This window comes from Eupransor demetentiae (genome assembly GCF_963930865.1).
Lineage (GTDB): Bacteria > Bacillota > Bacilli > Lactobacillales > Lactobacillaceae > Eupransor > Eupransor demetentiae.
Map to the genome: position 1 here is coordinate 698813 of NZ_CAWVOH010000001.1, position 23916 is coordinate 722728.

Consider the following 23916-nt stretch of genomic DNA (forward strand, 5'->3'; position numbering starts at 1 on the left):
GTGACGATATCCAGGTCATATTTTTACTTATTTGTGTTGCGGTTAAAATTTTCACGCATCCAGTAAACTGTTTGTCGTGTTGGAAAACGTTGTCCTGACCAATCGTGTAACGTCTTGCGTCCAATTCCCATTAATCGACAAGCGCTAGCTTGGTTACCGTTAAGCATGAATGCTTTTTGATGAATTAGTTTTTCTAACCTCTTCAATTTCATGCAGGTTTTGTACATGTCTGTATCTTCAAACCAAAACGTTCTCAACAAATAATCAAATAACAAATCAACGTGACGTTTGTTTGGTAGGCCATGATTGTTGTTGTATTTAGATAATGTTGCTGTTCCAATTCCAGAACCTAAATAGATATCCGTCATAAGAATTCCGCTTTTCGTTATCTTTTTAAAATTCTTGTTGAACTCATACTTAACCGTTAACCAATATTCTTCTGTCGCTCGGACAAATTCATCGACCCGTGCTTCCAAATCCTCCACGGTTAACTCCTTCTAGTTGTTCTACTTCGTTAATTTGTAAATCAGGTACTAACCTACTCATACTTGGCACGATACGGAACTGTAATACTCGCTCCCCACGGTCGATGTGTACTCGTGAACGGTTTGCAACTAGTTCTGCACACCACACGTCATCGTTACCTTGATAAGCGTTGTCGATGATGCCAATTCCGTTTGCTAGATCAACGCCCTTTTTCTTGTGCGTACTGGAACGCTCCGCAATGATGGCTTCGTATCCATCGGGCAGCTTCATCGCAACACCTAGTGAAACATGCTGCATGTCTCCCTTGCGTTTTAAGTCAACGTCTTCATCAACAGCTAGGTCAATCCAATCTCCGTGCTGTACTAGTCGCGGTGTATCTTCGCTTGCATACAGAACTTCAATAGTTGGTCGCTTGCTTTCTTGAACTTTGGTGCTAATGCCTTTGACATTTCGTTGAGATACTCGTAATCGATTACTCACACGTTCCTGATTATCCTTTTTGTTCATATTGCTTAATCAACCTTTCTAGGTATACTTTTGCCTTTTTCAGGTCTTCAACACCATTCTTTTTCTTGTGCCGTGTGACGTACTTGACGACGTTTCCCTCGTAAAAATCAAGGCCGAACTCGTCAATTACATCAAACACTTGCATACCAGTTTTACCGGTATAACGGTCTGGTTTAGTTAGTTGTTCATTCGACATATTCAACACAAACTTCTTTTCCGTAATATCGAGCATGTTTAATAATCTTTTTACCAATGCTGAACCAACCAACGTCCAATACTTTTGCTCCACTTTTTGGTCCCATAATAACTTCGTATTCATTGACCAATATTCCTTCTTGAATTCTATTTACCCATTCATTTCCAATTTTTATTCTTGCGTATGCCATTAATTACCGTTTCTTTTTATAGTGATTGAAGCAGTACAAACAACGCCAACATTTGTTCGTTTTGCTTCTCTGTCAATTTCATAATTTTGTTTTGAGTTAAGACGACTTGATCAAAGGCCATAAATACATGCGCCATCTTTTCCTTTTTGTTCATATATCTCCAATCTAGGATTATCCTTATCAACTTGAAACCGGTGCGTGATGGACGTGATGTGTGCCATGTTGTCGTTTTCGAGGAACACGCGTCCGTTTAATTCAGCCTTCTGCATTCCGTCAAAAATGTACTTCTGGCAGAACGCCCAATTATCTGGGTCAATGCGTTTATCTTTCAAATGCCAATCGAATACTAAGTCACACGGCCAATCAAACTGAACACCACGCTTCATGGCTGCAATCACTTCATAAGCCACATAGTTCGTCATTTTTTTCTTGGCCGAACTAGCAGCATACCGGTTGCGACGCTCCAAGTTGATGTACTTGTTCATCGTGTAGTTGCGGAATATTTCCGGGTCAAGCGTTATCATCTGCATAAAATATAAATTGGCATTGCCACAGATTTATCAATATACATATAACTTCCGTCTTCGAAAGTAACTCGAAAATTTTCTTTATTTCGCTCAATCGTTTTTACGATGCTGTTCCGATAATTACTTTTTTCTCCAACAATAAATGGTTTGAAACTTTTTTCGAAAGTCGGGTAAAGTTCAACTGCTTTATAAATTTCCATCATTCATACCCAATGAAGTAGGCCAACGCTACTTTTTCAAAATCAACTTGATCACTATAACCATCAGCCATATATGCTTCGGCAATCGTTTCTCCAATCCCACATTCATGAAGAGTATCCAGTGCATCAAGTTCTTCATCGTTTAGCTCTGGCTGTGTTTTAAAAGTTACTTCTGCCATTAATTAATCCTTCCACATTGCTTACAAATCCATTTATTTTTATCGAAATTATACATATTCTTAGTAAAATCGTGACAATAACCGCAATATATCCACCCGTTCATTCTTCCACCTCCACAACCGAAAACAACGGTTTAATTTGTCCTGGTAATTGTTCCGATTTTTCTTGTACATAAACAAAGTGACCTTGGTAAGCTAACTTTGAACTAGTTGTTAGTTCTGGTTTTTCTCCAAAACCTGTATACTTCAAATACATTGATTTAGAAGTTTGTTTTGATGTTGATACATCTAATAAAAATCTAAGCGCATATAGTTTTTCATGTTTCATTAGTCTTCCACCTTTTCAAACTTCGTGATGTCTAACTGGCCGTCAATCATTTCTTGCTCGGTAAATTTAGAAGCTCTTTTAAAATCCCAAGTAACAGCAACTATTCCAAGCGCACAAGTTGCATACCAGTGAGTTCCATCTTTGTCTGTATCAATCGTGCGCCACTTGTATTTTTTCTCTTTAATTTTGAAATATTTATTAAAGTCATTTTCAAAAATAGCTTTGAAATAGTTAGGTAACTAGCTACAAATTTCTTTATAATCCCCATTTCGATCGTATTCCCCTTTATTTCCAACAGCATCAATAAATGACTCTTGGTCGGCAAAACGATATTTTTCTTTAGCATAATCGTTATAATCGCTTCTAAAATGTTGTTTTAATGCTTCAAACGTTTTTGGTTCTAATTCAATACGTTCTGTCATCATTACCTCCTGTTGTTTTTAAGTGATGGCTTTTTGCTATTGTTTCATCTATTGCAATTCCTGATAGATGGTACTTATTCAGGAACGCTTTTTCGCTCTTCGTATGAACAAATACGCTGTGATGTTCACGACACAAGCTAATGGCCATGCGTCCCAAGTGATTAACCTTTAGACGATTGTTACCCATACCAATACGGCTACCTTCGAGATGATGAAGATCACCGGGTTTACCGTCCAAAACGCAAACATGTTTCATTAGGCAGGCGTACTCCCAATGCTTGATTTCTTCCGGCTGCAATTCTTGAATTGGTACACGGCTTAATCCAACGTCATGATCTAAGCAGAAGTCCAGCAGCATGTTGATGAACTCATTCGCCTTGCTTTTCACACCTCTTGCGTTCGACAAGCTAAAATCTTCATCGCCCGTTAGGTAGAAATATCGAAACTTGAAATACTCATAAACCAGGTTAGGAATACCCGCCCAAGCACCACCAATTTGTGCTCGTGCAATGTCGTTTATGATTGCCATCGCAAATTTACGCTGCTGTGCGCTCACAGAACGCTTGTCAGCCACTTCAATGCCGACCGAATGTAAATACCCTGCTGTGTATTTTTCGAGCTTATACAGGCTGTCATCGTCTTTTAACTCAACCGTTACAATTCGGCCACGATGACTAAGTATCTTTCCTTCGAATTCAGCCATGATAATTTGCGAACCATTGCTTATATTCACGTTCTCCTAATAGTTGCTTAGGAGTAACGCCTAACGTTTCAGCAAACACTCTTACTTGCTGTGGTGCGATGAACTTACCTTGTCGGTAAATATCAATCGTCTTGGGCATGATGTCGATGCTGTGCTGCTTGCCTAACTCGAGCGCTAGGTCGAACGAGTCCATGCCGGCATGATCCATGCACTGCTTTAGCTTATTCATAGGCTACTACCTCACGAAATCCGTACAGGCGTTTACCATCGGCGTGTTTGTTGCGGCGATTAACCAACATCAACACGTCAGTGACTTGCTGCCAGACGTTGCTACTAGTCCAGACGGTTTGCCCGTTCTCTAGAGCAATCATTTGATAACCCTTTACATACTTAATCACGTACATCCTCCAATCCGTCGAAGTTGAGTTGATTTTCTGGTCGTTTAGCAATCAGGCGACTAATCAACTTTGCATTGTATTTTTCATAAAGTTCTTGGCCGTTAAAGTTGGTCGTTACAATCGTGGTTAACAATCGCTTACCGTTCTTGTCACGGGCTTGCCTTGCTTCGGCCACGTCAAAGTAGAACCGCTGCAAGCTATCACTGGCCACACCTTTTCCTGACATACCACCAGCCTCAGAACCAAAGTCATCAAGCACTAGCACATCAACCGACTTCATCAAGTCCTTAGTCTTGCGCACCGTATCTTGTACCTGCTCGTCCTTGAACTGATGCACCATTTCAGATAGCGGAACGGTCGACACAAACATGACCGTCTTGTGGCTATGTTCCTTAATGGCGTTTAGCATGGCCAAGACCATCGCTGTTTTACCGGTACCCGCTGAACCGAATGCTGCAATGTTGCGACCGTGCTGTTTAATGCAGTCATACGCTAAGTGACGTGCTTTATTCTTTAGCTCTTCAGCCTTAGCGGTGTTAGGCTGCCAAGATGGTTGCCACTGATCAAAACTAAACGTTCTCTCTGATGAAGTGCCCCACAGGCTAAAGTCTGTATAACGACGTCGCCTAGCTGCCATGATTTGGTTATATGACGCTTGGTCTTTCTCTGCAATATGTTGCCTAAACCACTGAACCTTTTGCTCTGCAGTCAGATGGGACATGCTGTCTTCGGCTTCTTTGTAACCCTTTAATTCAGTTAATGGCTTAGCTGCGTCTGCAAACGACTGCATTGCTTAATCCTTTCTAGAACCCTAAGTTCTTCTTGGCTAACTCTGCAGCCTCGCTTCGCTTAGTGTCTATTCCTTGGTTTAAATACGACTCAAACTTTGTTCCGAACAACGTTTCAGGCCGCAGGTATTTTTCCATATCCGTCCCCTGCCACTCCGATACTTTGTTGTCGATTACTTTCTTAAAGTCATCTGCTGTAAAACCTTCCTTGACTCTTGCTGAGATAAAACGTTCAGTCTTTGGAGTCGTCGAACGGTAATGTTTACCGGAACGGAGATTGAGATAATCCACTATTTCAGACAGAGGGATACGGTCGTGTTCGTCAGAACTCGACAATATCTTTTTATTAGTACTTGTATTATTAATACTTGTATTATTCTCTCTGAAGTTTTCTTCAGTACCCTTCCTGAAGTTTTCTTCAGTACCCTTCCTGAAGTTTTCTTCAGTACCTTGTAGCAAAGTCAAATATCTTTTAGTGACCCTTACACCTTTTCGTTCGGTGTAACGATGAATATATCCGCACTTTTCCAATGAAGTTAACCAGTCTTGAATTGACCGTTCAGACACTCCGTAAATTTTTGCGAAGTAACTATCGCTTGCCCAACATTGACCAGTTTTGTTTGATAGCGCTGTGATTTCTCCGTATAGCAATATTGCTCTCGGTATAAGTCTGCTGTCATATCGGACGTTTGCCGGAATTACTGCGTAATAACTTGGTTGCATCTCTTCTGTCATTTTTGACCATCTTTCAAAAATTCAAAACTGAAAACGCCATCTTTGACTTCAAAACTGATATAACCGTTTAACACTAAGTCATTAATACCTTTCCAAAATCCAGTTTGGTCATTCATTGGAAGACTTTCACTATTCGCTAAAACGGTAGCGACCCCTTTTGCTTCCCAACTTAAACGACCGTCTTCAAGAATTTGTTTAATATCCGTCACATTCAACTCCTTTCATCACTCCAACCAACCAGGTAAGCTGGACTAACATTAAGTGCATCAGCAATCACTGACCATACGTCTGTACGGCCTGCGTACTCACTTTCGTATCGGCTAATCTCTGACTGTGCTAAACGACATTTCTTAGCTAGTTGATACTGGTTTAATCCACGCTCTGTGCGTACTTGTTTTAGACGATTAGAATGGCAGGTCATCTGCGTTGATATCTACTTCACTTCCTACGAATGGATTAAATTCACCTTGCTTTGCGTTTTGCTTTGGTTGAGATCCATTAGATGGTTGAACTCCGTTCTTTGCTGACCACATATCACGGGTAACACCATTAGGTTCACTACCGTTAGCAAGCTTAGGTTCATGACGCTTAACACGAAGATTGACGTTCCCATTGAACTCGTTCCAATCAACCGTGACTGACAACTCCTTGCCGGCCATTCCCTTGACAAAGTTTTGAATGCTGTCGACCTTTGTTCCTTCTGGAACACCGGCAGCAACCAATAAAGTGTTGAAGTTTCGCTCTGAACGCCTACGTGAGTCTTCGTCCTTTTCGTTCCAGACGATATTGTCGTATCGAATTTTTCCACCAGCATATTCTCCGTCGATGACTTCATAATTCATCACGGCCATTTCGCTACCGGTCTTAGCTTGCTTAGCTTCAGAAGTATCAAGCACTCGTACGTTGTACTTTCCTGCTTCTTCTACTTGCTGTCCTGATACGTTGTTGCTGTCTACCGTTACTCCAAATGCCATGTTTATTTACCTTTTACCTTTTTATTTATTACAAGCTCATATAACAATCGTTAGGGATATCATCAAAATCAATAAATGTCTTTTGCTTGTAACACTTATGCGTGATGAATTCAGTGTCTTCCACAATTTGTCCTTGCTTATAAAATGGTCGCTGATTTCCAGAAAACCAGAATAAATCATTACGTAATTCACGTTCTGTGTTATATGGTTTTATTTGAACAATTTGGCAATCTCCTGCATCGTTATTCCATACTCCAATTACTTTAATTTTCATGTTTATTTCTCCTCTTCTGCTGGTTCAAATAGTTCTTCTGCCTTAATGAGCGTTCGTTCATCAAGACGGTTCTTGGCGTGATTGCCGTTCTCAGTGTCTAGGTCAATTAGACGTTGACCGTCTTTCTTATAGATACGGCCAACCACATCAAATGGTGCTGTAAACCCGTTAAACGTCTTAGCGTTCATATCAGCCTCGAAACGTCCTTTTCCATCAAGTCCGTTTGAACCGTTGTCAATCTGATGTGCCGTGGCCAACACTGTTTTCTTGCTTGATCGCAATAGCATTCCTAAATCACGAAACCATAGCTGCAGTTTCTGATAATTCTGACGGCCGTCTTTACTTGCACCGTCGATATTTTCCAACACCCAGTTCTGCAAGGCCGTAACGTTATCTAGCATGATGAAGTCATACTTTTCTTCGTTAATCAGTTTATTAACTGAACGCCAGACAAGCCGCTGCAAGTTAGGAGCGTCCGTATTATCAAACGCAATCACTGTGGTGTCTGTCGTGTCCGCTAAGGCGTTGTAAGACCCATCGAATGTAAGTACAGCCTTGTTACCTTTAAACAGCTTAGACAGGCTCGTCTTGCCTGTACCGCCATCTCCATAAATGAAATACATATTTCCGGCCGGCACGACTTTCCCAGGTTCAAATACAATCATGCTGTTACCTCCTTATCAGTCGTAACTTAGCTTGTTAATGTTGGAGTAGACCATTACTGTTTCAAGGTCTTGCTCGATTTTTTCGCCGTAAATCTTCTTGAGCTGTGTGGGTGTCTTAACCTGAACAGCGTCCCAGCCATACTTATTAACAAACGCTTGTTTAGTTGCTTCTGACTGGTCAACCGAAGCTCGCTGTGTTTCCTTGTATGAAATGTTTTTGAACTGTTGACCTTCGTCTAGGCGTTTTTTTACAGTGTCATCAATAACTTTTAATGCTGGCTTCAGTTCCTTAGCCATATACTGGGCGTCTTGAAGCTGTTGCTGATCTAATTGTTCAACTTGCTTCTTGAATTCCTTGCGGTTGATTGAAAGCACTTCTCCGTCGCTGTTAGTGACTTGTAAATCGAACATTAGCCAACCTCCCAATTAACCTTGTCAAAAGGTGTCGTGCTTGGTGTGAAATTCTCTTCGTCGTACTGTTTCAGGTAGTTAGGCAAGTCTTCGTCTAAAACAAAGTCGCTGTATCCGTCTTCGTCAGTTAGTCGCAAGATACTGCTGCGTCCATTAACCTGCTGAATTTGTTCCGGTGTTAGGCGCTGCGAACATCCCCATACCTCAATCCACCTAGCTGCTGATTTCAATTCAGCATGCTGTGGCTGTTCTAGTGAATTTCCAATTCCCATAATTTCCTCCAATGTGATATACTGAAAAGGTAAATTCCTTATCAGTTTTTACGTGGCTCATGCTTTATCGTCGAAAGCGTGAGCCTTTTTATTTTGTCCAAATACTTAAGTTGTTCATCAGAACATGTCGACGTGCTTCACGTCGGATACTGTCCATCTCAGATAAGCGCTGTTGTTCAATTACTTCTTCAACTTCTAGGTCACAACCCTTACTTGCGATTACGATTGCTAGTGTTAGAATTGCTGCTGCGATTAAAATGGCTGCGATCATCATTAAATTTCCTTTCTACTCGGTTTAGTTGGTTTTTTAGCTGGAATAAGTAGTCTTCGTGTACACCCAATTTGTGGAGTGCTAACCCCGTAAAAATGAAAATGAAGAATACTAGTCCGGCCGTGTACATCATTAGAAAATCATTCCAATTCATTTATTTGCCTTTCTGTAAAAAAAGTTGTGCAACGCTAGTCCGTCCCACTCAATCTGTGTCTTAGATCGCAAGATTGGCTTAGGAAACCGTGCCATACGATTGTCACGATAATGACGTACAAACGTCCTTGGGTTAATGTCTAGCACTTGGCAGACTTCTTTTTGTGTATATTTTTTATTGATATCAAATTTCATTTTTCTCTCCGTGATATTCTTTAATTACTGGCATTGCAGTGCCTAGTAAATTGAAAGGACAATATTAATGAGTGGTAACAACAGCAGTTTTGAATCAATAATGATTCTTAAATTATCGTTGGAAACTACAATGAAATTTATGAATGATAATAATTTCAGTGAATCTTCCAAAACCGGCGAAGCTTTACTGAAATTGCAGCAAGAATTAGCTGATACTTTTTCTTATTTTTACGAGAATCATAAAGGTTCAACGCCTCTTCGTTAGCTTGAATACGTTCCTTTAATGTGTATTTATCACTTCTTGCTATTGCAACTAATTCTTCTAGGCGCTTTCGGGCGTCTTTTTTGTTGTTAAATTTCATTCAGCTACCTCTAGTTCCTTATCAGATAGAAACTTGTTGATGAAGTATTGCTGTCCTTTTCCCGTTACCTTGGTTGTCTTCGTGATACGAGTTGAACCGTCAGGATTGGTATGTGTTGACTCTTTGATTTCAAACAACTTCATATCCATTGAACGTTGGGTGGGCATGTTGTAGTTATTTCCCTTGCGTCCGATTAGATATCCGTTGCCTCGCATCCAAGCGAACAAACGATTTTGACCAATCTCTACGCCGTTTTGCTTCAAAATCTTTGCCAAGTCGCCAATCAGAATCGTTGTTTTAGCAGTAGCAACTGCATCGGCAAAGCGTGCTTTCGGCTGTAACTGTGCAATCATGGTTGTTGCATCAGTTAGTTTTTGTTGTGCAATTTGCATTGCTCGTGCCATGATACGATCAGGACTGTTCCAAGCTTTCTCAACTTCGATGAAGTACAAGCGAACTTGCTTACCTTTTTCAGTTCCACTCATCATTGCAATTTGTTTTGCTGCTTCAACTGTCAACTTGTAATCAACTAAGTTACGTGTTTGAAAACCGCCGTTGTTTTGTACCTGCGTGGATGCAACCACGCTGGTATAATCGACACCTTCAGCAAGCATATTGAAGTTCTTTGTTACCCATTCACTAAATCGGTAACTTGATTTGATACCCAATGCCTTATACAAGTCACGAGCGCTTACTGAAATGTTTCCTTCTTGGTTCTGTTGAACCTTTACGATTTGTTCCATTAGTTCTCCTTTTTGATAAAATAAGTTGTATTGCCCTTTTATACAGTGATGTATAAAGTGAATCGGGTGAATTCAAGGAAACTCTCTCGGAGACAACCCTGAGCTAAGCTACTAATCAGCTGAAATAATTAGTAGAAAGTGCAACGCATAGGCTGTGAGTGCTAGCAATAATCAGCCCACGAGCGCCCGACAACTCCATGAGTTGAAAAGATATGCTGAGCTGCATGGCGACATGTAGAAGTGTCGGATAAAAAACCGATACGGTAACAATTGAATAAGCAGAGCGCAAAGATTGCTAAATTAACTAAGACGATTGATGGAGGTGCTGCTATGAAATTTGACCAAATGATTACTAGCCCTCTTCCAAAGTCAGTTACAAATACAGCGGAACTTGCATCAAAGCAAGCAGAACGCATTAGCAAGATTGTTGATTCATTCAAACTTCCTGACTTCACTGAAGCCATTACGGGTATCGCTACTGTAGGTAATACAGCCACCTTCGGGTGGCTTTTTTGTTGCCGGGCACTCGTGGACTGACTATTGCTAGTAACTAGCTTCCTTTCCCTAAGTGCGCTTATTGATTTGCTATACTTTTCCTATCAGCACTGACTTGCTGAAATCTAGGAAAGGAAGCATTAACTAATGACAAAGCATATTTATGCAAACTTAGCCCCCAATGCTTGGACTGACTTAACAACAGATAAAGATTGTATTGTTTCTAACGACTGTCTAAGTCCCGTTGATTGGTACAAAAGTAATGGTGTTATGGATTCACTTACCATGAACCAAACACCAGGTTATTTAACTGATTACCCATTTGTGAATGTACATTTCAACGGAAAAGATTATCGTGTTAGCCCTTTTGATTTTCAGATTATTACTGATTAATCCCCCATTAATGGGAAAGCATTTAATTTAGAATTGATTTCTTCTGAAGTCAGTTCTTTTTTTGTTGTGTGATAGCTATTCTCAACTATATGAGATACTTCACGCCATTCTGCATAGGTTATGCCAGATAGCGCACGAGCAATTCGTTGTTTCTTTTTTGGTGTCACTCAATCACCACCTTTCTATTTTTGTTTATTGATTTTGTTCATGTCATCCTCACATCTTGGTCCATTCAATCCCCCCCTTTTTTGTTGTCCGTTTGGCAACGATTCGGCCAAAAAAATATCAGCCATTGGCTTCCCTAAAGTTTTCGAAATTTTCTTGGCTGTTTTTGGCGATGGATTGCTTCGTCCATTAATGTAACGGTCCATCGTCCCCTTATGAACGCCAACGCGCTTAGAAAACTCTGCCATGTTGTCGCCGGATAAAGCAATCATCTTTTCAACATCTTCAATGTTTTTAAACTTAAGTGCGACTGTCATTCGCTTGCTCCTTTCCTTAAGCTATGAATATAGTATGCACCTTTGTTGTCTTTTTGTCAACACTTTGTTGTCAAAAAAAGTATATTTTGTTGTTTTCTTGTTTATAATAAGCTCAACAACCATTTAGCAAGGGGAAAATATGGCTAACGAAATCGAATTTGGAAACAAAATAAGAGATATACGTTTAATGAAAGGATATTCAGTTAGACAAGCTGCTATGCAGGGTGGGATATCTTTTTCATTTCTTTCTAAAGTAGAAAATGGTCATCGTTCAATACCTAAGGTTGAAAACCTGTACAAGATAGCTAAAGGGTTAAGGATAAGCAATGAAGATATTTTAAAGATAGCTGGTATTAATTCTGGAGAAGCTGACAATATTGTAAATATATCTGAATACGATGACGTTGAACTTCCTATATACGGCCGTATATCTGCAGGATATCCAGAAGGTGCTGAGGAAGATATCGATGGTAGCATTCATATCAGCAGTGACTTATCCAAGCGCTACGGAACCGACAAGTTACTAGCCTTGCGCGTGGACGGCGAGAGTATGAACAAGGTAGCGCCAAATCACGCTGTGGCTATCTTGGCTAAGATTGACGAGTCTGACTGCTCAAACGGCGATATTTGCGGTGTGATTATTGACGGCGAGTCAGCAACTCTTAAGCACGTCTACCGATACCCAGACCGTATCAGGTTTGAACCGGACTCATGGCTACCAAACTACAAGCCCTTTGAATACCGCATGGAAGATGTAAAAAAAGACAATCCACCAGTACAGATTATTGGTAAACTAGTTCATGTTAGCTATGATCTAAATGGCAAACATATTCAATAAGAAATAGGAGAGATAAGGAATGTCAAAGAAAATCACTGATGAAAACGGAAACACCTACGTTCAAAAGAAACCTTTTTATAAGAAAATTTGGTTTATTGCTTTAGTTATCTTCATTTTATTAGCAGCATTTGGAAGTTCAGCTAATAAAAAAACAGAAAATAATAATACCAGCAAGTCGTCTACAACAAACACAGCTGCCTCATCAAGTAGTTCAAATTCTACAAAGCAGTCATCTCAAAAGTGGACACAGGCAGATTTTGACGCTCTAGCTAAGGGCGACATGATGAATAAAGGGGCCGGCGGTGCTAAATTGGATGATTTGATTAATCAATATGGAAAACCATCTTCTACAAGTGACTCATCAGTTAATGGAATGGACACTAAAATGGCTACCTGGACAAATACTAATGGTAGTTTTGGCTCTAACGTTATCCTATCGTTTATCAAAAGTGATGATGGATCATACCTATTGTATTCGACAGCCGCAACCGGATTAAAGTAAATAAAAAAGCCCCACGGGGCGTACATAATAAGTATTGCAATGGAGGGAAGGTTCATGAGCGAACTGGACATAGAAGCACATAATCAAAATCCAATAGTAAGTACGATGTATATCACAGAATATGGTGAAACGTATCCATTACTAACGTATTTTTTTGATAAAAATGAACTTAGAATAGAAATACATATTCAATTCTTTAAGATAAAGCTTGGAAGTTATCACATAGATTTTTCATTCTCTAATGACAAAGGTGAAGTATTCGAAAATTTACATCATATTATGGATATAAAGCCAGAATTCAAATTGCATGAAGGAGATAATTTCGCAGCCGATTATAGCTTCTATGTATTATTTGACAAAGGTGAAATAAAGCCAACAAATTACGTTGCTATTGATGTTAAAATTGACGGTAGAGATGAGGATCGTCTATATCTTTACCTTTATAAAAAGATGAGGAAAAGATAATGGCAGAAATAGAAGATGGTCCTCTTACAATTTTTAATCCAGAAAAAGAGGAATCTAACATGGCGCACGAGTTTGCAACTAAAACAGAATTAACTGAACTAAAGCATGATGTTGAACTAAATCAGGTCAAAACAGATTCAAAATTAAACCTAATTGATTCCAAAGTTGATAGTCTGGACAAAAACTTAAGTTTAAAAATCGATAATTTAGAATTGATGGTTTCTTCCAAGATAGAAACAAAAACAAATACCATGATAATGTGGTTTATTGGAACTTCTATTACACTTTTCGGATTGCTCGTGACAGTTATTAAACTGTGGAAATAAATTATATTAGTAATAACAGGGTGTGAGGCCTTTTTATTTTGTCCAAAATTGGAGGAATTGGCATGAGTTCTGAATATAAACGTGGTAAGACGTGGACTTCTAGCGTCGTTGTGAATGTACGTGGCGAAAAGAAACGCAAGACCAAGTCGGGATTTCCTACCAAGTCAGAAGCAAGGCGCTGGGGTGCTGAACAAGAGTCCAAGCGTGACATGGCCGGTACTAACACCCCCATTATTGACTTATATTTTGAGTGGTATGAGATATTTAAAAAGCCAAATATCAGTCGTGAAACACGGAACTGGTACTTGGCAGTCGGTCATATCATTAGGGATAAATGGACACAAACACAGCTCGATGAACTGAATGCTAAAGAGTTTCAAAAGTTCATTAATGATTACGGCCGTGATCACGTTCTTTCTTCCGTTCGACGTGTTAAAAATATCATTGCGGAGTTTGTCCGATACTGTGTTGAAGAAGACTATATCAGCAAGGACTTCACAGCCAATACTAAATCAGTATCAGCCAAGAAAGGCAAAGACAAAAACTTAAAGTTCTTGGAATATGACGACATGATGGCACTTATTGAAGCTTGCAAGGAAGATGACTGTCAAACTAGCCGAATGATACTAACATCGCTGTACACTGGATGTCGCTATTCCGAGGTAGCTGCACTGCAGCCTACTGACGGGACTTTGAAAATGACACGGTAGACGTCAGCAAGTCCTGGGATATGATTACACAGAAATTTAAGCCCACTAAGACCGGTACTTCTAACCGAGTGATTGACATCCCCCACAACTTCGCTAAATTAGCGCATAGCTGGCCGTCTAACGTTGATTACACCTTTCAAGGTAAAACAGAATACACGCCAACTAACAACGGCTGCAACAAGCAACTAGCTAAGTTACTGACACAGATTGGTGCTAAGCAGGTCACATTTCACGCCCTAAGACACACACATGCCAGTTACCTACTAGCTAACGATATTGCTATTCAATACGTCAGCGAACGGCTAGGACATGCAGACGTAAATATCACACTTAAAACCTATGCTCATTTGCTGAACAGGAAACGTAAAGAAGAGACAATCAAGACGATTCACATTTTGGATAATTTGTAGCACGCTTGTAGCACACTTGGCCAAAAACAGTGCAATTATGTGCAATTACATGTGATTGGATGCAACTAGATAAAGGGATACAAAGTCAGTCATACCAATGCTTTATCCTACAAACCGCATAACACCGGCTTTTACGCAAATATGCGAAAAATAGCGGGTGAGCGCACTAAAAAACCTGCCGTGTTGGCAGGTTTTTCTTTTTAAAATGAAATCAAAAGCTTGTTCAAACGTGGGGCGTAGATGTCACCGAAACGAACGAAGTGCATCATCACGTAGTAGAATTCATACCACTTCATGCGGTCTTGCCAACCTTCATCCATTGGATAAGTGGCCTGATAGGCATCATAGAAGTCCTTATTAAAACCAGGGAAAACTGTTGAAACGGCAATATCATATTCCCGGTCTCCGTAAAAGGCATTGGGATCATACAAAACCGGTTGGCCAGATTGGTCAAACATGAAGTTTCCACCCCAGAAATCACCGTGCAACAAAGATGGTTTAACGCTATTGGCGTGTTCATCATTTTGAATGGTTTTGATCAAATTAGCAAAATGATCGCCACGCTGCGTTAGCCAGAAGGCCTTCTTTTGCGCCTGCTTCATCAGAGGCTTCAAGCGCTGTTCGATAAAGAAGTCGGCCCAGTTATCGTTCCAAGTGTTGTCCTTGGGCACGTAGTCAACCGTGTTTGAAATTTCAAAACCGAAGCGTTGGCCGTGATGGCTATGCAAGTTAGCCATCATCTTGCCCAAATCGGCCTGGTCGCCCTGGCCACGTTCAATCCAGGAAAGAATCAAGTAGGCGTTATCACCCAATTCGCCCTGTTTAATAACTTCCGGGACACGAACATACTGTCCCAAAGCCTTCAAACTAGCCACTTCACTATCAAAGAAGCTAGCATCGTGATGCGGTTGTACTTTCAAAAAGAGGCGTAGGTCGCCAGAGTATAGGGAGTAGGCTAAATTAATATCCCCTCCACTGACACTCTTTAAGTTATGAGGATCTTGCAAGCCTAAACGACTCACAAAGTCCTGATTTACAATATTTTTACGATCAACTACCATCGGATTTCCTCCCGTTTTTTCAACAAAAAAAGCAGCTTTCCCCACGGAAAACTACTTTTTAGCAAAATAAGCCCCTACAAAAACGTTCAGCTTTGTCTGATGTACCGTCTCCATTAAGTGCATTTTGCCTTCCTTTCAACTAAATCCAGTGTAGCACGGAACTTAGTCTTGAGGCAATTTATTTGCACGGTTCAAAATGGCTGCCCCATCAACAGGAGTCAAATGGCCATCTTCATAGACGGTCTGCATGACGTCTTCACCAGCATGATTTTCAGGAACGGTCAGCAATTGCCCCTGCTCATCATAAATCACCTTCATCCGGCCAGACTTCGATGCCTTGGACATGTCCGTCTTGGGATGCTTTTGAATGGAGAAGTGTTCGCCCTTGCTGTTTTCAGCATAGGCGGCCTTGATGGCAAAACGTTCCGTGTCCCGAGTGAAGCCTTCTTGTAGAAGTCCCCCGCCTGAGCCAACGGCAATGTTGTCGGAAGACCAACCGGCTGCCAAGATGGCTTCGTACAAATCGATAATGGTATCGGCCTTCATTCCGTCACCTTGAATCAAGCCAACGTTATGCTTCAAAACCTTGTAGCCCTTGTCATTGGTTTCAGTTCCAAAAATCTTAGCCAGGGCGTATAGCACCTGCAAATCCATCGTTTTTGGATCACCAGAATCGGGCCGGAAAATCATCCGACCAGGTCGGGCAATAATCTTAGCCTTAATTTCTTCGGAACCAACCACCTTATCAATGAAGTTAAAGGTGTCATAAGAATCAATCACGATGGAAAGGGCCTGCTTACCCGGCGTCTTATCCAGTTGAGCATTCAAGTAATCAAATTCACCCTGCCCTGGTCCATAGGCGGTAGCCACGGAATGTTCCGTTGCCCAAATGGACTGGGCCCGACCAGCAATGCCATAGATTTCTTCAAAGTATTCACTAGCGGCCAAGTTGTCGGAACCGCGGAAGTGCAGCAAGTGAGCAGCACCACCACGCTGACCAGATTCAAGGGAAGTAGCACCACGCAAACCAAAGTCATTGACCATCCAAGGCAGATTGGCAACATCCCCACTCTTTTCAACAAGGGGTAGGAGGCGCTTTTTGATCATCATCGAGTTCGTCGCAATCGTGGTTGGATACCAAACATGCATGAGGAAGACTTCCAAAGCATTCAGGGTTGTCGCAAACCAGTCCTGGGTCGATTCAATCGTAAAGAGCGCGGTTCCGGTCGGAACTTCCAAGCCTTCGGGCAGGGCCTTGATTTTAACTGGGAAGTAACCCAAATCCCGGACCTTTTCCCAAACTTGGCGGTTGAAGTAGCGGTCAGTCCCAAAGGTTGCCTTGGCAACGGCTTCGGCCTGATCAATCATTTCGTCGGTAACCTTTTGGGTTAGAAAATCCTTCAAAATCATGGAAAAGCCGAACCAAGAAATGGTGTCAAAACGGCCGCCCTTGCGGGCTTCACCATAGGAATAAAGCTTGGTGATATTGTCTGGATACTGGAGGTGGTGAGTCAACTTGTAGGCGTCTGTTGCAAGAATCAAGTTCATTGTGTTGCTTCCTTTCGTTCACGCTTGAAGGTCCAAGTGATAATGGCGACCAAAGAATTGATGATGTAGTAACTATACTTTCCGACGTTGGCAATGTTGCCCTGAATAATCGCTTTTCCAAGGTTAGCCACGTTATAAAATGACCACAAGTACCACTGTTCCTTAATCCGGAAAATGTTTAAGACATCGGCGGCAAAAGCCAGAGCAAAGGTTATTGAAGAAAACCAATACATGGCATCCAAGCCCCAGCCAGAAAACTGGAAGGCCAAGGCATTAATCCCAAAAGAAAATAGGACGCTGGCCGTGACCATTAAAATCAGATAGACGGTGCGGATGTGACCGACTTGCGAATGCTTGGCCCAGGTCTTGGTTGGCAACCAATTGGTCAACATGGAAATGGGATAGGTCAAAACGGCCCCTACATTTCCGTTTAAGAAGTCAACAAAACCCGCCAATATCACATTCATCCAGGAAATGGTGTTACCCAAATCCTTTTGTTTCGCGATAAAGCGGGTTGATAGAATCGAGCCAACCGCCGATATCGTCGCGAAAATTCCCAAAAGTGGGAGCCCTGTGAAAAAGTTGTGCTGGCCTTTAAATAACCAGGAGGCTCCCAGTGGCTTGGACCAATAGCCCAGTCCGATGGAAGCCGATAGCACAATGACTAGTCCTAGCAAGTCGAAATAATCGACTCGGCGGAACAGTCCGAAGAACTTCTCACGACGATACTGCTTAGTGCTCGTTGATAACATATTTATTTCTCCTGTTTGTTTTTTTGCAGAGCCGCAACGGAATGAAACGCTCTGATGAGTTCCTAACAGAACTCTGGTAAAAATGTTTGACAACAGTATATCGAATCTTTTTTATTTTTGCAAAAAAAAGACCAAAATTTTCACTTTGGTCTTAGATCAATATCTTATTTTATTGGGCTTGAATCTTAGTAAAATCCGTCGCCAAAATTTGTGGCGTAATGTCAATAAAATCCGTATCAGAACGGTAGCGCAAGATGCGCCAGTCATAAATGGCATTTTGGTTGTGCTCGTCACGGTAGGCTTCCATTTTGCCGCCCTGTTCAAGAATCAAATAGCCGGCAAAGTTCTGAATGAAGTCTTCATCCGATTGAATCACGCGCTTAATTTGCCCTTCCTGGAAGAAAGCGACCACAAGCTTTTGGCCTTGCCACTGCCCTTCTAGGGCCCAGCGCAAAGTAATCCAGTCTGTGGAAGTCAAACCTAGATTCAAAAGGTAATCCGCGGTCAAGCGTATGTGGATTGGGTGCTGTTCTTGCTGATATTGCTTCCCCAGTTCATCGAGGGCCGCACTGTATTTCAAGGCCAGTTCTTCGAGTTGCAAACGGCTTAACTCTTTCTGACCAGCCTTAATTTGAGCAAGTTCTTCGGGGCTGTTCAGTTTTAAGGTCGCCAAAACTTCTTCGTCAGATAGCTGGCTTAGTGATTGTATTTTTTGAATGTTTAGGTTTAGCATAAGTAAATTATAAAGGATATCGAAACAATAAAAAGAAAAAGATGCCCAGCGGCATCTTTAGGACCTTAGCCCCTTTTCTTTTTCAGCAGTGAATTAATCAAAGCAATAATCGATGGCAGCAAGGAAACGAAGACGATTCCCAAGACGATGGCTGAGAAATGTTCCTGAAAGAATGGAATGTTGCCCAGCAAGGACCCCGCACCCGTCATCAAAAATGACCAGGAGAAGGCTGCGATTGCTGCGTAACGGAAGAAGGCCGAAAAGCTAAAGTGACTAATACCCGAAACAAAGGGCACAAAAGTACGGATAATTGGCACATAACGACCAAAGATGATGGCCAATGCCCCGTGCTTTTGGAAGAAGACTTCAGCTTCCTTGATGTTCTTTTCTTTGACCATGAAAGAAAATGGTCGGTGATGCAGCAACTGGTAGCCACCGCTGTGACCAATCCAGTAATTCAATGAATCACCGGCTAGCGCTGCCACAAAGAAGAGCAACATGAAGAGCCAGTGATTCAAGCCAGCAGCTTGCCCAGCAGCCGTCATCGAAATGGCCCCCGCCGCAAAGAGCAAGGAATCACCTGGCAAGAAAGGCATGATGACCGAACCGGTTTCGATGAAAATAATGGCAAACAAAATGACGTAAGTCCAGGGACCGAAATCTTGAACCAGGTTGGCCAAGTGGTGGTCAATGTGCAAGATAAAGTCAATCAAAAAGGACATATGAGGTCTCCATTCCAAGTTTCTTGTAATCTATTTAAGCAAATTCCGATTAAACCAAGCTTAAAAGATTAGTCAAGAACGGCTTCTTTTGGCTGGAAATAAGAAATCAAACCAAAGACTACCAACCAAATTGTGGCCCCAATGGCGGGCACAACGGACGATGAGTTAAAGAAGAGCGTGACGTAAACGAAGATGAAGAAGACAATCGCCATCGGCACGAAAAGACGTGGCGCACGCATCAAGAAACCATCGCGCATGTAATCTGGCGACTTACGGTACTGCCAGTAAGCAACCAAGACCAAGACATAGATCATCAAGAACAAGTCCGTTGCGGCACTCGTCACGAAGACGAAGGCATCGCTAATGGCTGGAATTGATGAAATCAAGGCCGAGCCAGACATAATCAAGGCTGAGAAGATAATGGCCTTGGATGGCAATTCACGCTTTGACATCTTCGCAAAGGGCTGCAAGAACTTGGCCCGTGATTCGGCTGCCAAAGAGTAGAAGTTTCGTCCAGATGAGAAAAGAATTGAGTTAAAGGATGAAGCTGCCGCCGTCAAAACAACAAAGTTAATTACTGCTGCGGCCGCCTTCAAACCAACCAATTCAAAGACCATAACGAATGGCGACTTGTGGGCAGGAATGTCGCGCCATGGATAAATGGTCATAATGACAAACAAAGCACCCAAGTAGAAGAAGAGCACACGGAAGGGAATTTGATTAATCGCCTTAGGCAAAATCTTGCGCGGATTGTCGGTTTCAGCAACCGTCATCCCGATGAATTCCATTCCAACAAAGGCAAACATGACCATCTGGAAGGCATTCACAAAGTTCCCCACCCCATTAGGGAAGAGACTAAAGTGATGGAAAACGTTCATAAAGGAAACGGTTCCCACGGGCGTTTGGAAGTGGCCAAAGGCCATCATGATTCCAGTGACAATCAAGGCCAAAATGGCAACAACCTTAATCATCGAGAACCAGAATTCCATTTCACCAAAGAGTGAAACGGCAATCAGGTTAACGCCCATCAAAACAACCAGGAAAATGACCTGAATCAACCAGTTGGGCATATCCGGAAACCAGAACTGAACATACTTGGCAATCGCTGTCAATTCAGCCATTCCAAAGAAGATGGTCGTTAGCCAGTAGGACCAGCGGGCAAAAAAGCCGACCCGGTTACCCAAGTACTTGGTCATGTAAGCGATAAAAGTATGCTGGCTGGGATCTTGGTAGAGCATTTCACCCATGGCGCGCATCATGACAAACATGAAGAAGCCAATAATCGCGTAGACCAACAAGATGGCAGGTCCCGCAAAGTTAATCGAATTACCGGCACCCATGAAGAGTCCCGTTCCAATTGTTCCCCCAATGGCAATCAATTGAATGTGGCGGTTTTGCAAGCCCTTTTTATGCTGGCCTGCTTCCACCGTTGCATTTTCTTTTGACATATTCTTTCCCTCGTAATTAATAGAAGAAGACACCTAAGAATTAGGTGTCTCCGTTTTTTAAATCAAAGCTTAATCAACTCGTGAGTAACGGGCAACGTCGGCTTGGATTTCCTTCATGAAATCAACCATGCTAATCGTTTCCGTTGCTTTTTGACCGTAGCGGCGAACCGTTACGTTATCCTGTCCCATTTCTTCGTCTCCCAAGACCAAAGTGTATGGAACCTTCTTCGTTTGGGCTTCGCGAATCAAGTAGCCCATCTTGGCATCCTTGGTTTCAACTTGTGCACGCAAACCAGCATCTTGAAGCTGCTTTTGGATCTTACGAGCATAATCACCGTGGGCACCCAAGTTAACCGGGATGATTTCAACTTGTAATGGGGCCAACCAAGTTGGGAAGGCACCCTTGTACATTTCAATCAAGTAGGCCGTGAAACGCTCCATGGTACCAACGATACCACGGTGCAACATAACGGGACGGTGGTTATCCTTACCATCTTCCCCGACGTAAGTTAGGTTAAAGCGTTCTGGCAGCAAGAAGTCCAACTGGATGGTTGACAAAGTTTCTTCGCCACCCAAGGCCGTCTTGGTTTGAACGTCCAACTTAGGACCGTAGAAGGCTGCTTCCCCTTCGGCTTCGAAGTAATCAACACCCAAGTCGTCCATGGCACGCTTCAATTGCGCTTGGGACTTTTCCCACATTTCGTCGTCATCGAAGTACTTTTCAGTATTCTTTGGATCACGGTATGACAAACGGAAGCGGTAATCGGTGATGTTGAAGTCTTCATAAACTTCCATCATCATCTTCAAGATTGACTTAAATTCATCTTCCAACTTTTCTGGTTCAACGAAAGTGTGACCATCGTTCAAAGTCATTTCACGAACACGGGACAAACCAGTCAAGGCCCCTGACTTTTCGTAACGGTGCATCATACCCAATTCGGCAACACGCATTGGCAAGTCACGGTAGGAACGTGGCTTGTGCTTGTAAACCATGATGTGAGAAGGACAGTTCATTGGACGAAGTTCCAAATATTCGCCATCCCCCATGTCCATTGGTGGGAACATGTCTTCACGGTAGTGGTCCCAGTGACCTGAAGTCTTATACAAGTTCAGGTTTGACAAAACTGGCGTGTAAACATGCAAGTAATCGTTGTTCAATTCCTTGTCGACGATGTAACGTTCTACCTGACGACGAATCGTCGCCCCGTTTGGCAACCAAACTGGCAAACCAGAACCAACTTCTTGACTGGTAAAGAAGAGATCCAAGTCACGACCGATGTTACGGTGGTCGCGCTCCTTAGCTTCGGCACGGCGTTGCAAGTCAGCTTCAAGATCAGCTGCCTTCCAAAAGGCCGTTCCGTAGATACGTTGCATCATGTGGTTGTCAGAATCACCACGCCAGTAGGCACCAGCAACCGAAATCAACTTAAAGTGCTTGATCCAGCCAGTTGATGGGACCAAACCACCCTTGTCCAATTCGACGTGATCACCTTGCACAGCAACCGTAATCTTTTCACCTTCAGGCAAATCGTTAATCAATTCAACCTTGTAAGGGTCGTTAGCAAAGGTCTTCAATGCTTCTTCGCGTGAAATTTCATGGGACAAGATTGGCAAGTTTTCCTTTACAATCTTGTGCATCATAGCTTCAATTTCAGGGAAATCATCAACAGAAACTTGGTTACCGGCACCGTTATCAGTGTCGTAGTAAAAACCGTTTTCGATGTATGGGCCAACACCAAAGTGCATGTTGGCAAACTTAGGGATACGCTTAAGGGCTTGAGCCATCAAGTGCGATGCTGAATGACGCAAGATATCCAAACTTTCAGCATCGTCAGTCGTGATCAATTCAAACTGACCACTGGCAGGAATTTCGTCATTCATGCCAACGTAGTGACCGTCCAACTTAGCCGAAACAGACTTCTTTGCCAATGACTTAGAAATGCCGTTTGCAACATCGATTGGCTTCACACCCGCATCGTATTCCTTAACGTTGCCGTCTGGGAAAGTTAATTGAATTGCTGCCATATTAATTTACCTCTTTTATTTTCTGACCAGGACAAAGAAAAAGTCCCTTTAAATCTCTCGATTTAAAGGGACGCTTTACCGTGGTACCACCCATTTCTCGTACAAAAGTACGACTCAAATGACGGTTAACGGTGTCACCCGGGTTGACTTTCGAATCTACTTGCCAACCACTCAAAGGTAGTCTCGCAGTACCAGCCCTACCCGTTCTCAGCAAACACGAGCTTTCTGAAAGGGTCTAGTAAAGGAGTTGTCCTCATCAATGCTTATGCCAATATCATAACACAATTATTAGAAAGTAACCAACTTATTTGAAATCGGCCAAAACCTTAGCCAATGCCTGCCGTGCGGCATCGTCATGATCCAAAATCCCGTTATCCAAAACGGCCTGCAAATGTGCAACTTCCTGCTTATTCAAGTCTGCCATGTTGACAACCTCCTTGTTTTATCTTCTTTTCTATTATACCTTAAAACTATTGTGACAAAAGCTGAATAAATTCATTAAATAAGTTATAATAATATTCTAATCAAATTCTTAGGAGGTCGGCTATGAGCACCGAACAACAAAAAGCGCTAGTGGTTTTTGCCACGATTACTGGAAATAACGAAGCGGTGGCCGATCTTTTGATTGCTGACCTTGAAAAAAAGGGTCTGGACGTTACCAAAAGTGAAATCAGCCAAACCGAAGCCGATGAATTAAGCGACTACGACATCGTCGCCATTGTCCCCTATACCTATGATCAAGGGTCCTTACCAGACGAAGGCTTGGACTTCTACGATGATTTGGCCGAGGAAGAATTACCAGATGTCGTCTATGGCATTGCGGGTTCCGGCGACCTCTACTACGGCGATACTTACTGTTTAGCCTTAGATGATTTCGACAAGCAAATGGCCAAAACCGGTGCACAACGGGCCGGTGAAATTATCCGGATTAATTTGTCCCCTTCTGACGAGGATGCCTTCTTGCTTGACAAGCTGGCCGACCACTTAATTGAAAAAGCAAAATAAAAAAACTGCCTCACAGGCAGTT

The 23916-nt window shown here is 42.2% G+C and carries 40 protein-coding genes; 9 read left to right on the forward strand and 31 right to left on the reverse strand.

The features are described from left to right. Nucleotides 1–23: 23 nt before the first annotated feature. The 22 genes from ABSY64_RS03460 to ABSY64_RS03560 form a co-directional block, all read right to left on the reverse strand. Entirely contained in the window at nt 24–485 is a 462-nt protein-coding gene (locus ABSY64_RS03460) for a hypothetical protein (RefSeq protein ID WP_349641674.1), read from the reverse strand. Further along, complete coding sequence (locus tag ABSY64_RS03465) at nt 457–783, reverse strand: dUTP diphosphatase (RefSeq protein ID WP_349641675.1); 327 nt, start codon at nt 781–783, stop codon at nt 457–459. Before ABSY64_RS03465 ends, ABSY64_RS03460 begins: the two co-directional genes overlap by 29 nt. 193 nt (nt 784–976) lie before the next feature. Beyond that, entirely contained in the window at nt 977–1312 is a 336-nt protein-coding gene (locus ABSY64_RS03470) for a DUF3310 domain-containing protein (RefSeq protein WP_349641676.1), read from the reverse strand. Between the two features lie 177 nt (nt 1313–1489). Continuing rightward, entirely contained in the window at nt 1490–1864 is a 375-nt protein-coding gene (locus ABSY64_RS03475) for a hypothetical protein (protein ID WP_349641677.1), read from the reverse strand. Nucleotides 1865–2105: 241 nt separating this feature from the next. Beyond that, nucleotides 2106–2285 (reverse strand): hypothetical protein, encoded by a 180-nt coding sequence (locus ABSY64_RS03480; RefSeq protein WP_349641678.1) that lies wholly within the window; start codon nt 2283–2285, stop codon nt 2106–2108. Nucleotides 2286–2385: 100 nt separating this feature from the next. Then, the gene (locus ABSY64_RS03485; RefSeq protein WP_349641679.1) at nt 2386–2613 is read right to left on the reverse strand and encodes a hypothetical protein; all 228 of its coding nucleotides are present in this window, start codon (nt 2611–2613) and stop codon (nt 2386–2388) included. A 239-nt stretch (nt 2614–2852) separates the two neighbouring features. Beyond that, the gene (locus tag ABSY64_RS03490; protein ID WP_349641680.1) at nt 2853–3035 is read right to left on the reverse strand and encodes a hypothetical protein; all 183 of its coding nucleotides are present in this window, start codon (nt 3033–3035) and stop codon (nt 2853–2855) included. Beyond that, nucleotides 3019–3738 carry a putative HNHc nuclease gene (locus ABSY64_RS03495; RefSeq protein ID WP_349641681.1) on the reverse strand — a complete coding sequence of 240 codons (720 nt, stop codon included), beginning with the start codon at nt 3736–3738 and terminating at the stop codon, nt 3019–3021. Before ABSY64_RS03495 ends, ABSY64_RS03490 begins: the two co-directional genes overlap by 17 nt. Continuing rightward, complete coding sequence (locus ABSY64_RS03500) at nt 3731–3931, reverse strand: hypothetical protein (protein WP_349641682.1); 201 nt, start codon at nt 3929–3931, stop codon at nt 3731–3733. Before ABSY64_RS03500 ends, ABSY64_RS03495 begins: the two co-directional genes overlap by 8 nt. Before the next feature lie 28 nt (nt 3932–3959). Further along, complete coding sequence (locus tag ABSY64_RS03505) at nt 3960–4136, reverse strand: hypothetical protein (protein ID WP_349641683.1); 177 nt, start codon at nt 4134–4136, stop codon at nt 3960–3962. Further along, on the reverse strand, nt 4129–4926 hold the full coding sequence (locus ABSY64_RS03510; protein ID WP_349641684.1) for an ATP-binding protein: 798 nt from the start codon (nt 4924–4926) through the stop codon (nt 4129–4131). The genes ABSY64_RS03505 and ABSY64_RS03510 overlap by 8 nt, the downstream gene beginning before the upstream one ends. Before the next feature lie 13 nt (nt 4927–4939). Beyond that, nucleotides 4940–5659 carry a conserved phage C-terminal domain-containing protein gene (locus tag ABSY64_RS03515; protein WP_349641685.1) on the reverse strand — a complete coding sequence of 240 codons (720 nt, stop codon included), beginning with the start codon at nt 5657–5659 and terminating at the stop codon, nt 4940–4942. Then, nucleotides 5656–5868 carry a hypothetical protein gene (locus ABSY64_RS03520; RefSeq protein ID WP_349641686.1) on the reverse strand — a complete coding sequence of 71 codons (213 nt, stop codon included), beginning with the start codon at nt 5866–5868 and terminating at the stop codon, nt 5656–5658. Before ABSY64_RS03520 ends, ABSY64_RS03515 begins: the two co-directional genes overlap by 4 nt. A gap of 2 nt (nt 5869–5870) precedes the next feature. Next, entirely contained in the window at nt 5871–6080 is a 210-nt protein-coding gene (locus tag ABSY64_RS07610; RefSeq protein ID WP_350339479.1) for a helix-turn-helix domain-containing protein, read from the reverse strand. Beyond that, nucleotides 6064–6633, reverse strand: coding sequence for a DUF669 domain-containing protein (locus ABSY64_RS03525; protein WP_349641687.1), 570 nt, complete (start codon nt 6631–6633; stop codon nt 6064–6066). The genes ABSY64_RS07610 and ABSY64_RS03525 overlap by 17 nt, the downstream gene beginning before the upstream one ends. 28 nt (nt 6634–6661) lie before the next feature. Beyond that, nucleotides 6662–6907, reverse strand: a complete 246-nt coding sequence (locus tag ABSY64_RS03530) for a hypothetical protein (protein ID WP_349641688.1) — start codon at nt 6905–6907, stop codon at nt 6662–6664. Nucleotides 6908–6909: 2 nt separating this feature from the next. Next, complete coding sequence (locus tag ABSY64_RS03535) at nt 6910–7572, reverse strand: AAA family ATPase (protein ID WP_349641689.1); 663 nt, start codon at nt 7570–7572, stop codon at nt 6910–6912. Nucleotides 7573–7587: 15 nt separating this feature from the next. After that, complete coding sequence (locus tag ABSY64_RS03540; RefSeq protein WP_349641690.1) at nt 7588–7983, reverse strand: hypothetical protein; 396 nt, start codon at nt 7981–7983, stop codon at nt 7588–7590. Next, the gene (locus tag ABSY64_RS03545; protein WP_349641691.1) at nt 7983–8255 is read right to left on the reverse strand and encodes a hypothetical protein; all 273 of its coding nucleotides are present in this window, start codon (nt 8253–8255) and stop codon (nt 7983–7985) included. The genes ABSY64_RS03540 and ABSY64_RS03545 overlap by 1 nt, the downstream gene beginning before the upstream one ends. A gap of 88 nt (nt 8256–8343) precedes the next feature. Next, on the reverse strand, nt 8344–8529 hold the full coding sequence (locus ABSY64_RS03550; RefSeq protein WP_349641692.1) for a hypothetical protein: 186 nt from the start codon (nt 8527–8529) through the stop codon (nt 8344–8346). A gap of 500 nt (nt 8530–9029) precedes the next feature. Continuing rightward, a complete protein-coding gene (locus ABSY64_RS03555) occupies nt 9030–9236 on the reverse strand; it encodes a hypothetical protein (protein WP_349641693.1) in 207 nt (68 codons plus the stop codon). Continuing rightward, the gene (locus tag ABSY64_RS03560; protein WP_349641694.1) at nt 9233–9979 is read right to left on the reverse strand and encodes a phage antirepressor KilAC domain-containing protein; all 747 of its coding nucleotides are present in this window, start codon (nt 9977–9979) and stop codon (nt 9233–9235) included. Before ABSY64_RS03560 ends, ABSY64_RS03555 begins: the two co-directional genes overlap by 4 nt. A 330-nt stretch (nt 9980–10309) precedes the next feature. On the opposite strand from ABSY64_RS03560, the gene ABSY64_RS03565 reads away from it, so the two are divergent. Both ABSY64_RS03565 and ABSY64_RS03570 read left to right on the forward strand, forming a co-directional pair. Then, on the forward strand, nt 10310–10516 hold the full coding sequence (locus ABSY64_RS03565) for a hypothetical protein (RefSeq protein ID WP_349641695.1): 207 nt from the start codon (nt 10310–10312) through the stop codon (nt 10514–10516). A 105-nt stretch (nt 10517–10621) separates the two neighbouring features. After that, nucleotides 10622–10867 (forward strand): hypothetical protein, encoded by a 246-nt coding sequence (locus tag ABSY64_RS03570; RefSeq protein ID WP_349641696.1) that lies wholly within the window; start codon nt 10622–10624, stop codon nt 10865–10867. Here ABSY64_RS03570 and ABSY64_RS03575 read toward each other — a convergent pair. Next, complete coding sequence (locus ABSY64_RS03575; protein ID WP_349641697.1) at nt 10864–11034, reverse strand: hypothetical protein; 171 nt, start codon at nt 11032–11034, stop codon at nt 10864–10866. The genes ABSY64_RS03570 and ABSY64_RS03575 overlap by 4 nt on opposite strands. A 15-nt stretch (nt 11035–11049) precedes the next feature. Then, nucleotides 11050–11349, reverse strand: coding sequence for a helix-turn-helix transcriptional regulator (locus ABSY64_RS03580; RefSeq protein WP_349641698.1), 300 nt, complete (start codon nt 11347–11349; stop codon nt 11050–11052). A gap of 139 nt (nt 11350–11488) precedes the next feature. On the opposite strand from ABSY64_RS03580, the gene ABSY64_RS03585 reads away from it, so the two are divergent. From ABSY64_RS03585 to ABSY64_RS03610, 6 genes are all read left to right on the forward strand, one after another. Next, on the forward strand, nt 11489–12187 hold the full coding sequence (locus tag ABSY64_RS03585; RefSeq protein WP_349641699.1) for a helix-turn-helix domain-containing protein: 699 nt from the start codon (nt 11489–11491) through the stop codon (nt 12185–12187). A 19-nt stretch (nt 12188–12206) separates the two neighbouring features. Then, entirely contained in the window at nt 12207–12689 is a 483-nt protein-coding gene (locus ABSY64_RS03590; protein ID WP_349641700.1) for a phage immunity protein, read from the forward strand. A gap of 54 nt (nt 12690–12743) precedes the next feature. Then, the gene (locus tag ABSY64_RS03595; protein ID WP_349641701.1) at nt 12744–13154 is read left to right on the forward strand and encodes a hypothetical protein; all 411 of its coding nucleotides are present in this window, start codon (nt 12744–12746) and stop codon (nt 13152–13154) included. Beyond that, on the forward strand, nt 13154–13480 hold the full coding sequence (locus tag ABSY64_RS03600) for a hypothetical protein (protein WP_349641702.1): 327 nt from the start codon (nt 13154–13156) through the stop codon (nt 13478–13480). Before ABSY64_RS03595 ends, ABSY64_RS03600 begins: the two co-directional genes overlap by 1 nt. Nucleotides 13481–13542: 62 nt before the next feature. After that, on the forward strand, nt 13543–14190 hold the full coding sequence (locus tag ABSY64_RS03605) for a site-specific integrase (protein WP_349641703.1): 648 nt from the start codon (nt 13543–13545) through the stop codon (nt 14188–14190). A 20-nt stretch (nt 14191–14210) separates the two neighbouring features. After that, nucleotides 14211–14600, forward strand: a complete 390-nt coding sequence (locus ABSY64_RS03610; RefSeq protein ID WP_349641704.1) for a site-specific integrase — start codon at nt 14211–14213, stop codon at nt 14598–14600. Nucleotides 14601–14800: 200 nt separating this feature from the next. On the opposite strand, the gene ABSY64_RS03615 is transcribed toward ABSY64_RS03610, so the two are convergent. The 7 genes from ABSY64_RS03615 to thrS all read right to left on the reverse strand — a co-directional run bounded on the left by ABSY64_RS03615 (nt 14801) and on the right by thrS (nt 22889). Next, on the reverse strand, nt 14801–15661 hold the full coding sequence (locus ABSY64_RS03615; RefSeq protein WP_349641705.1) for a fructosamine kinase family protein: 861 nt from the start codon (nt 15659–15661) through the stop codon (nt 14801–14803). Between the two features lie 162 nt (nt 15662–15823). Then, nucleotides 15824–17209 (reverse strand): nicotinate phosphoribosyltransferase, encoded by a 1386-nt coding sequence (locus ABSY64_RS03620; protein WP_349641706.1) that lies wholly within the window; start codon nt 17207–17209, stop codon nt 15824–15826. Continuing rightward, complete coding sequence (locus ABSY64_RS03625) at nt 17206–17961, reverse strand: nicotinamide mononucleotide transporter (protein WP_349641707.1); 756 nt, start codon at nt 17959–17961, stop codon at nt 17206–17208. Before ABSY64_RS03625 ends, ABSY64_RS03620 begins: the two co-directional genes overlap by 4 nt. Nucleotides 17962–18130: 169 nt before the next feature. Continuing rightward, on the reverse strand, nt 18131–18694 hold the full coding sequence (locus ABSY64_RS03630; RefSeq protein ID WP_349641708.1) for an XRE family transcriptional regulator: 564 nt from the start codon (nt 18692–18694) through the stop codon (nt 18131–18133). A 65-nt stretch (nt 18695–18759) separates the two neighbouring features. Further along, entirely contained in the window at nt 18760–19416 is a 657-nt protein-coding gene (locus ABSY64_RS03635; RefSeq protein ID WP_349641709.1) for a VTT domain-containing protein, read from the reverse strand. Between the two features lie 68 nt (nt 19417–19484). Then, nucleotides 19485–20864, reverse strand: a complete 1380-nt coding sequence (locus ABSY64_RS03640) for an amino acid permease (protein WP_349641710.1) — start codon at nt 20862–20864, stop codon at nt 19485–19487. A 69-nt stretch (nt 20865–20933) separates the two neighbouring features. Then, nucleotides 20934–22889 carry a threonine--tRNA ligase gene (gene thrS / locus ABSY64_RS03645; protein ID WP_349641711.1) on the reverse strand — a complete coding sequence of 652 codons (1956 nt, stop codon included), beginning with the start codon at nt 22887–22889 and terminating at the stop codon, nt 20934–20936. 546 nt (nt 22890–23435) lie between these two features. On the opposite strand from thrS, the gene ABSY64_RS03650 reads away from it, so the two are divergent. After that, nucleotides 23436–23894: a flavodoxin domain-containing protein gene (locus ABSY64_RS03650; RefSeq protein WP_349641712.1), complete on the forward strand. Its 459-nt coding sequence runs from the start codon at nt 23436–23438 to the stop codon at nt 23892–23894. Nucleotides 23895–23916: the final 22 nt, after the last annotated feature.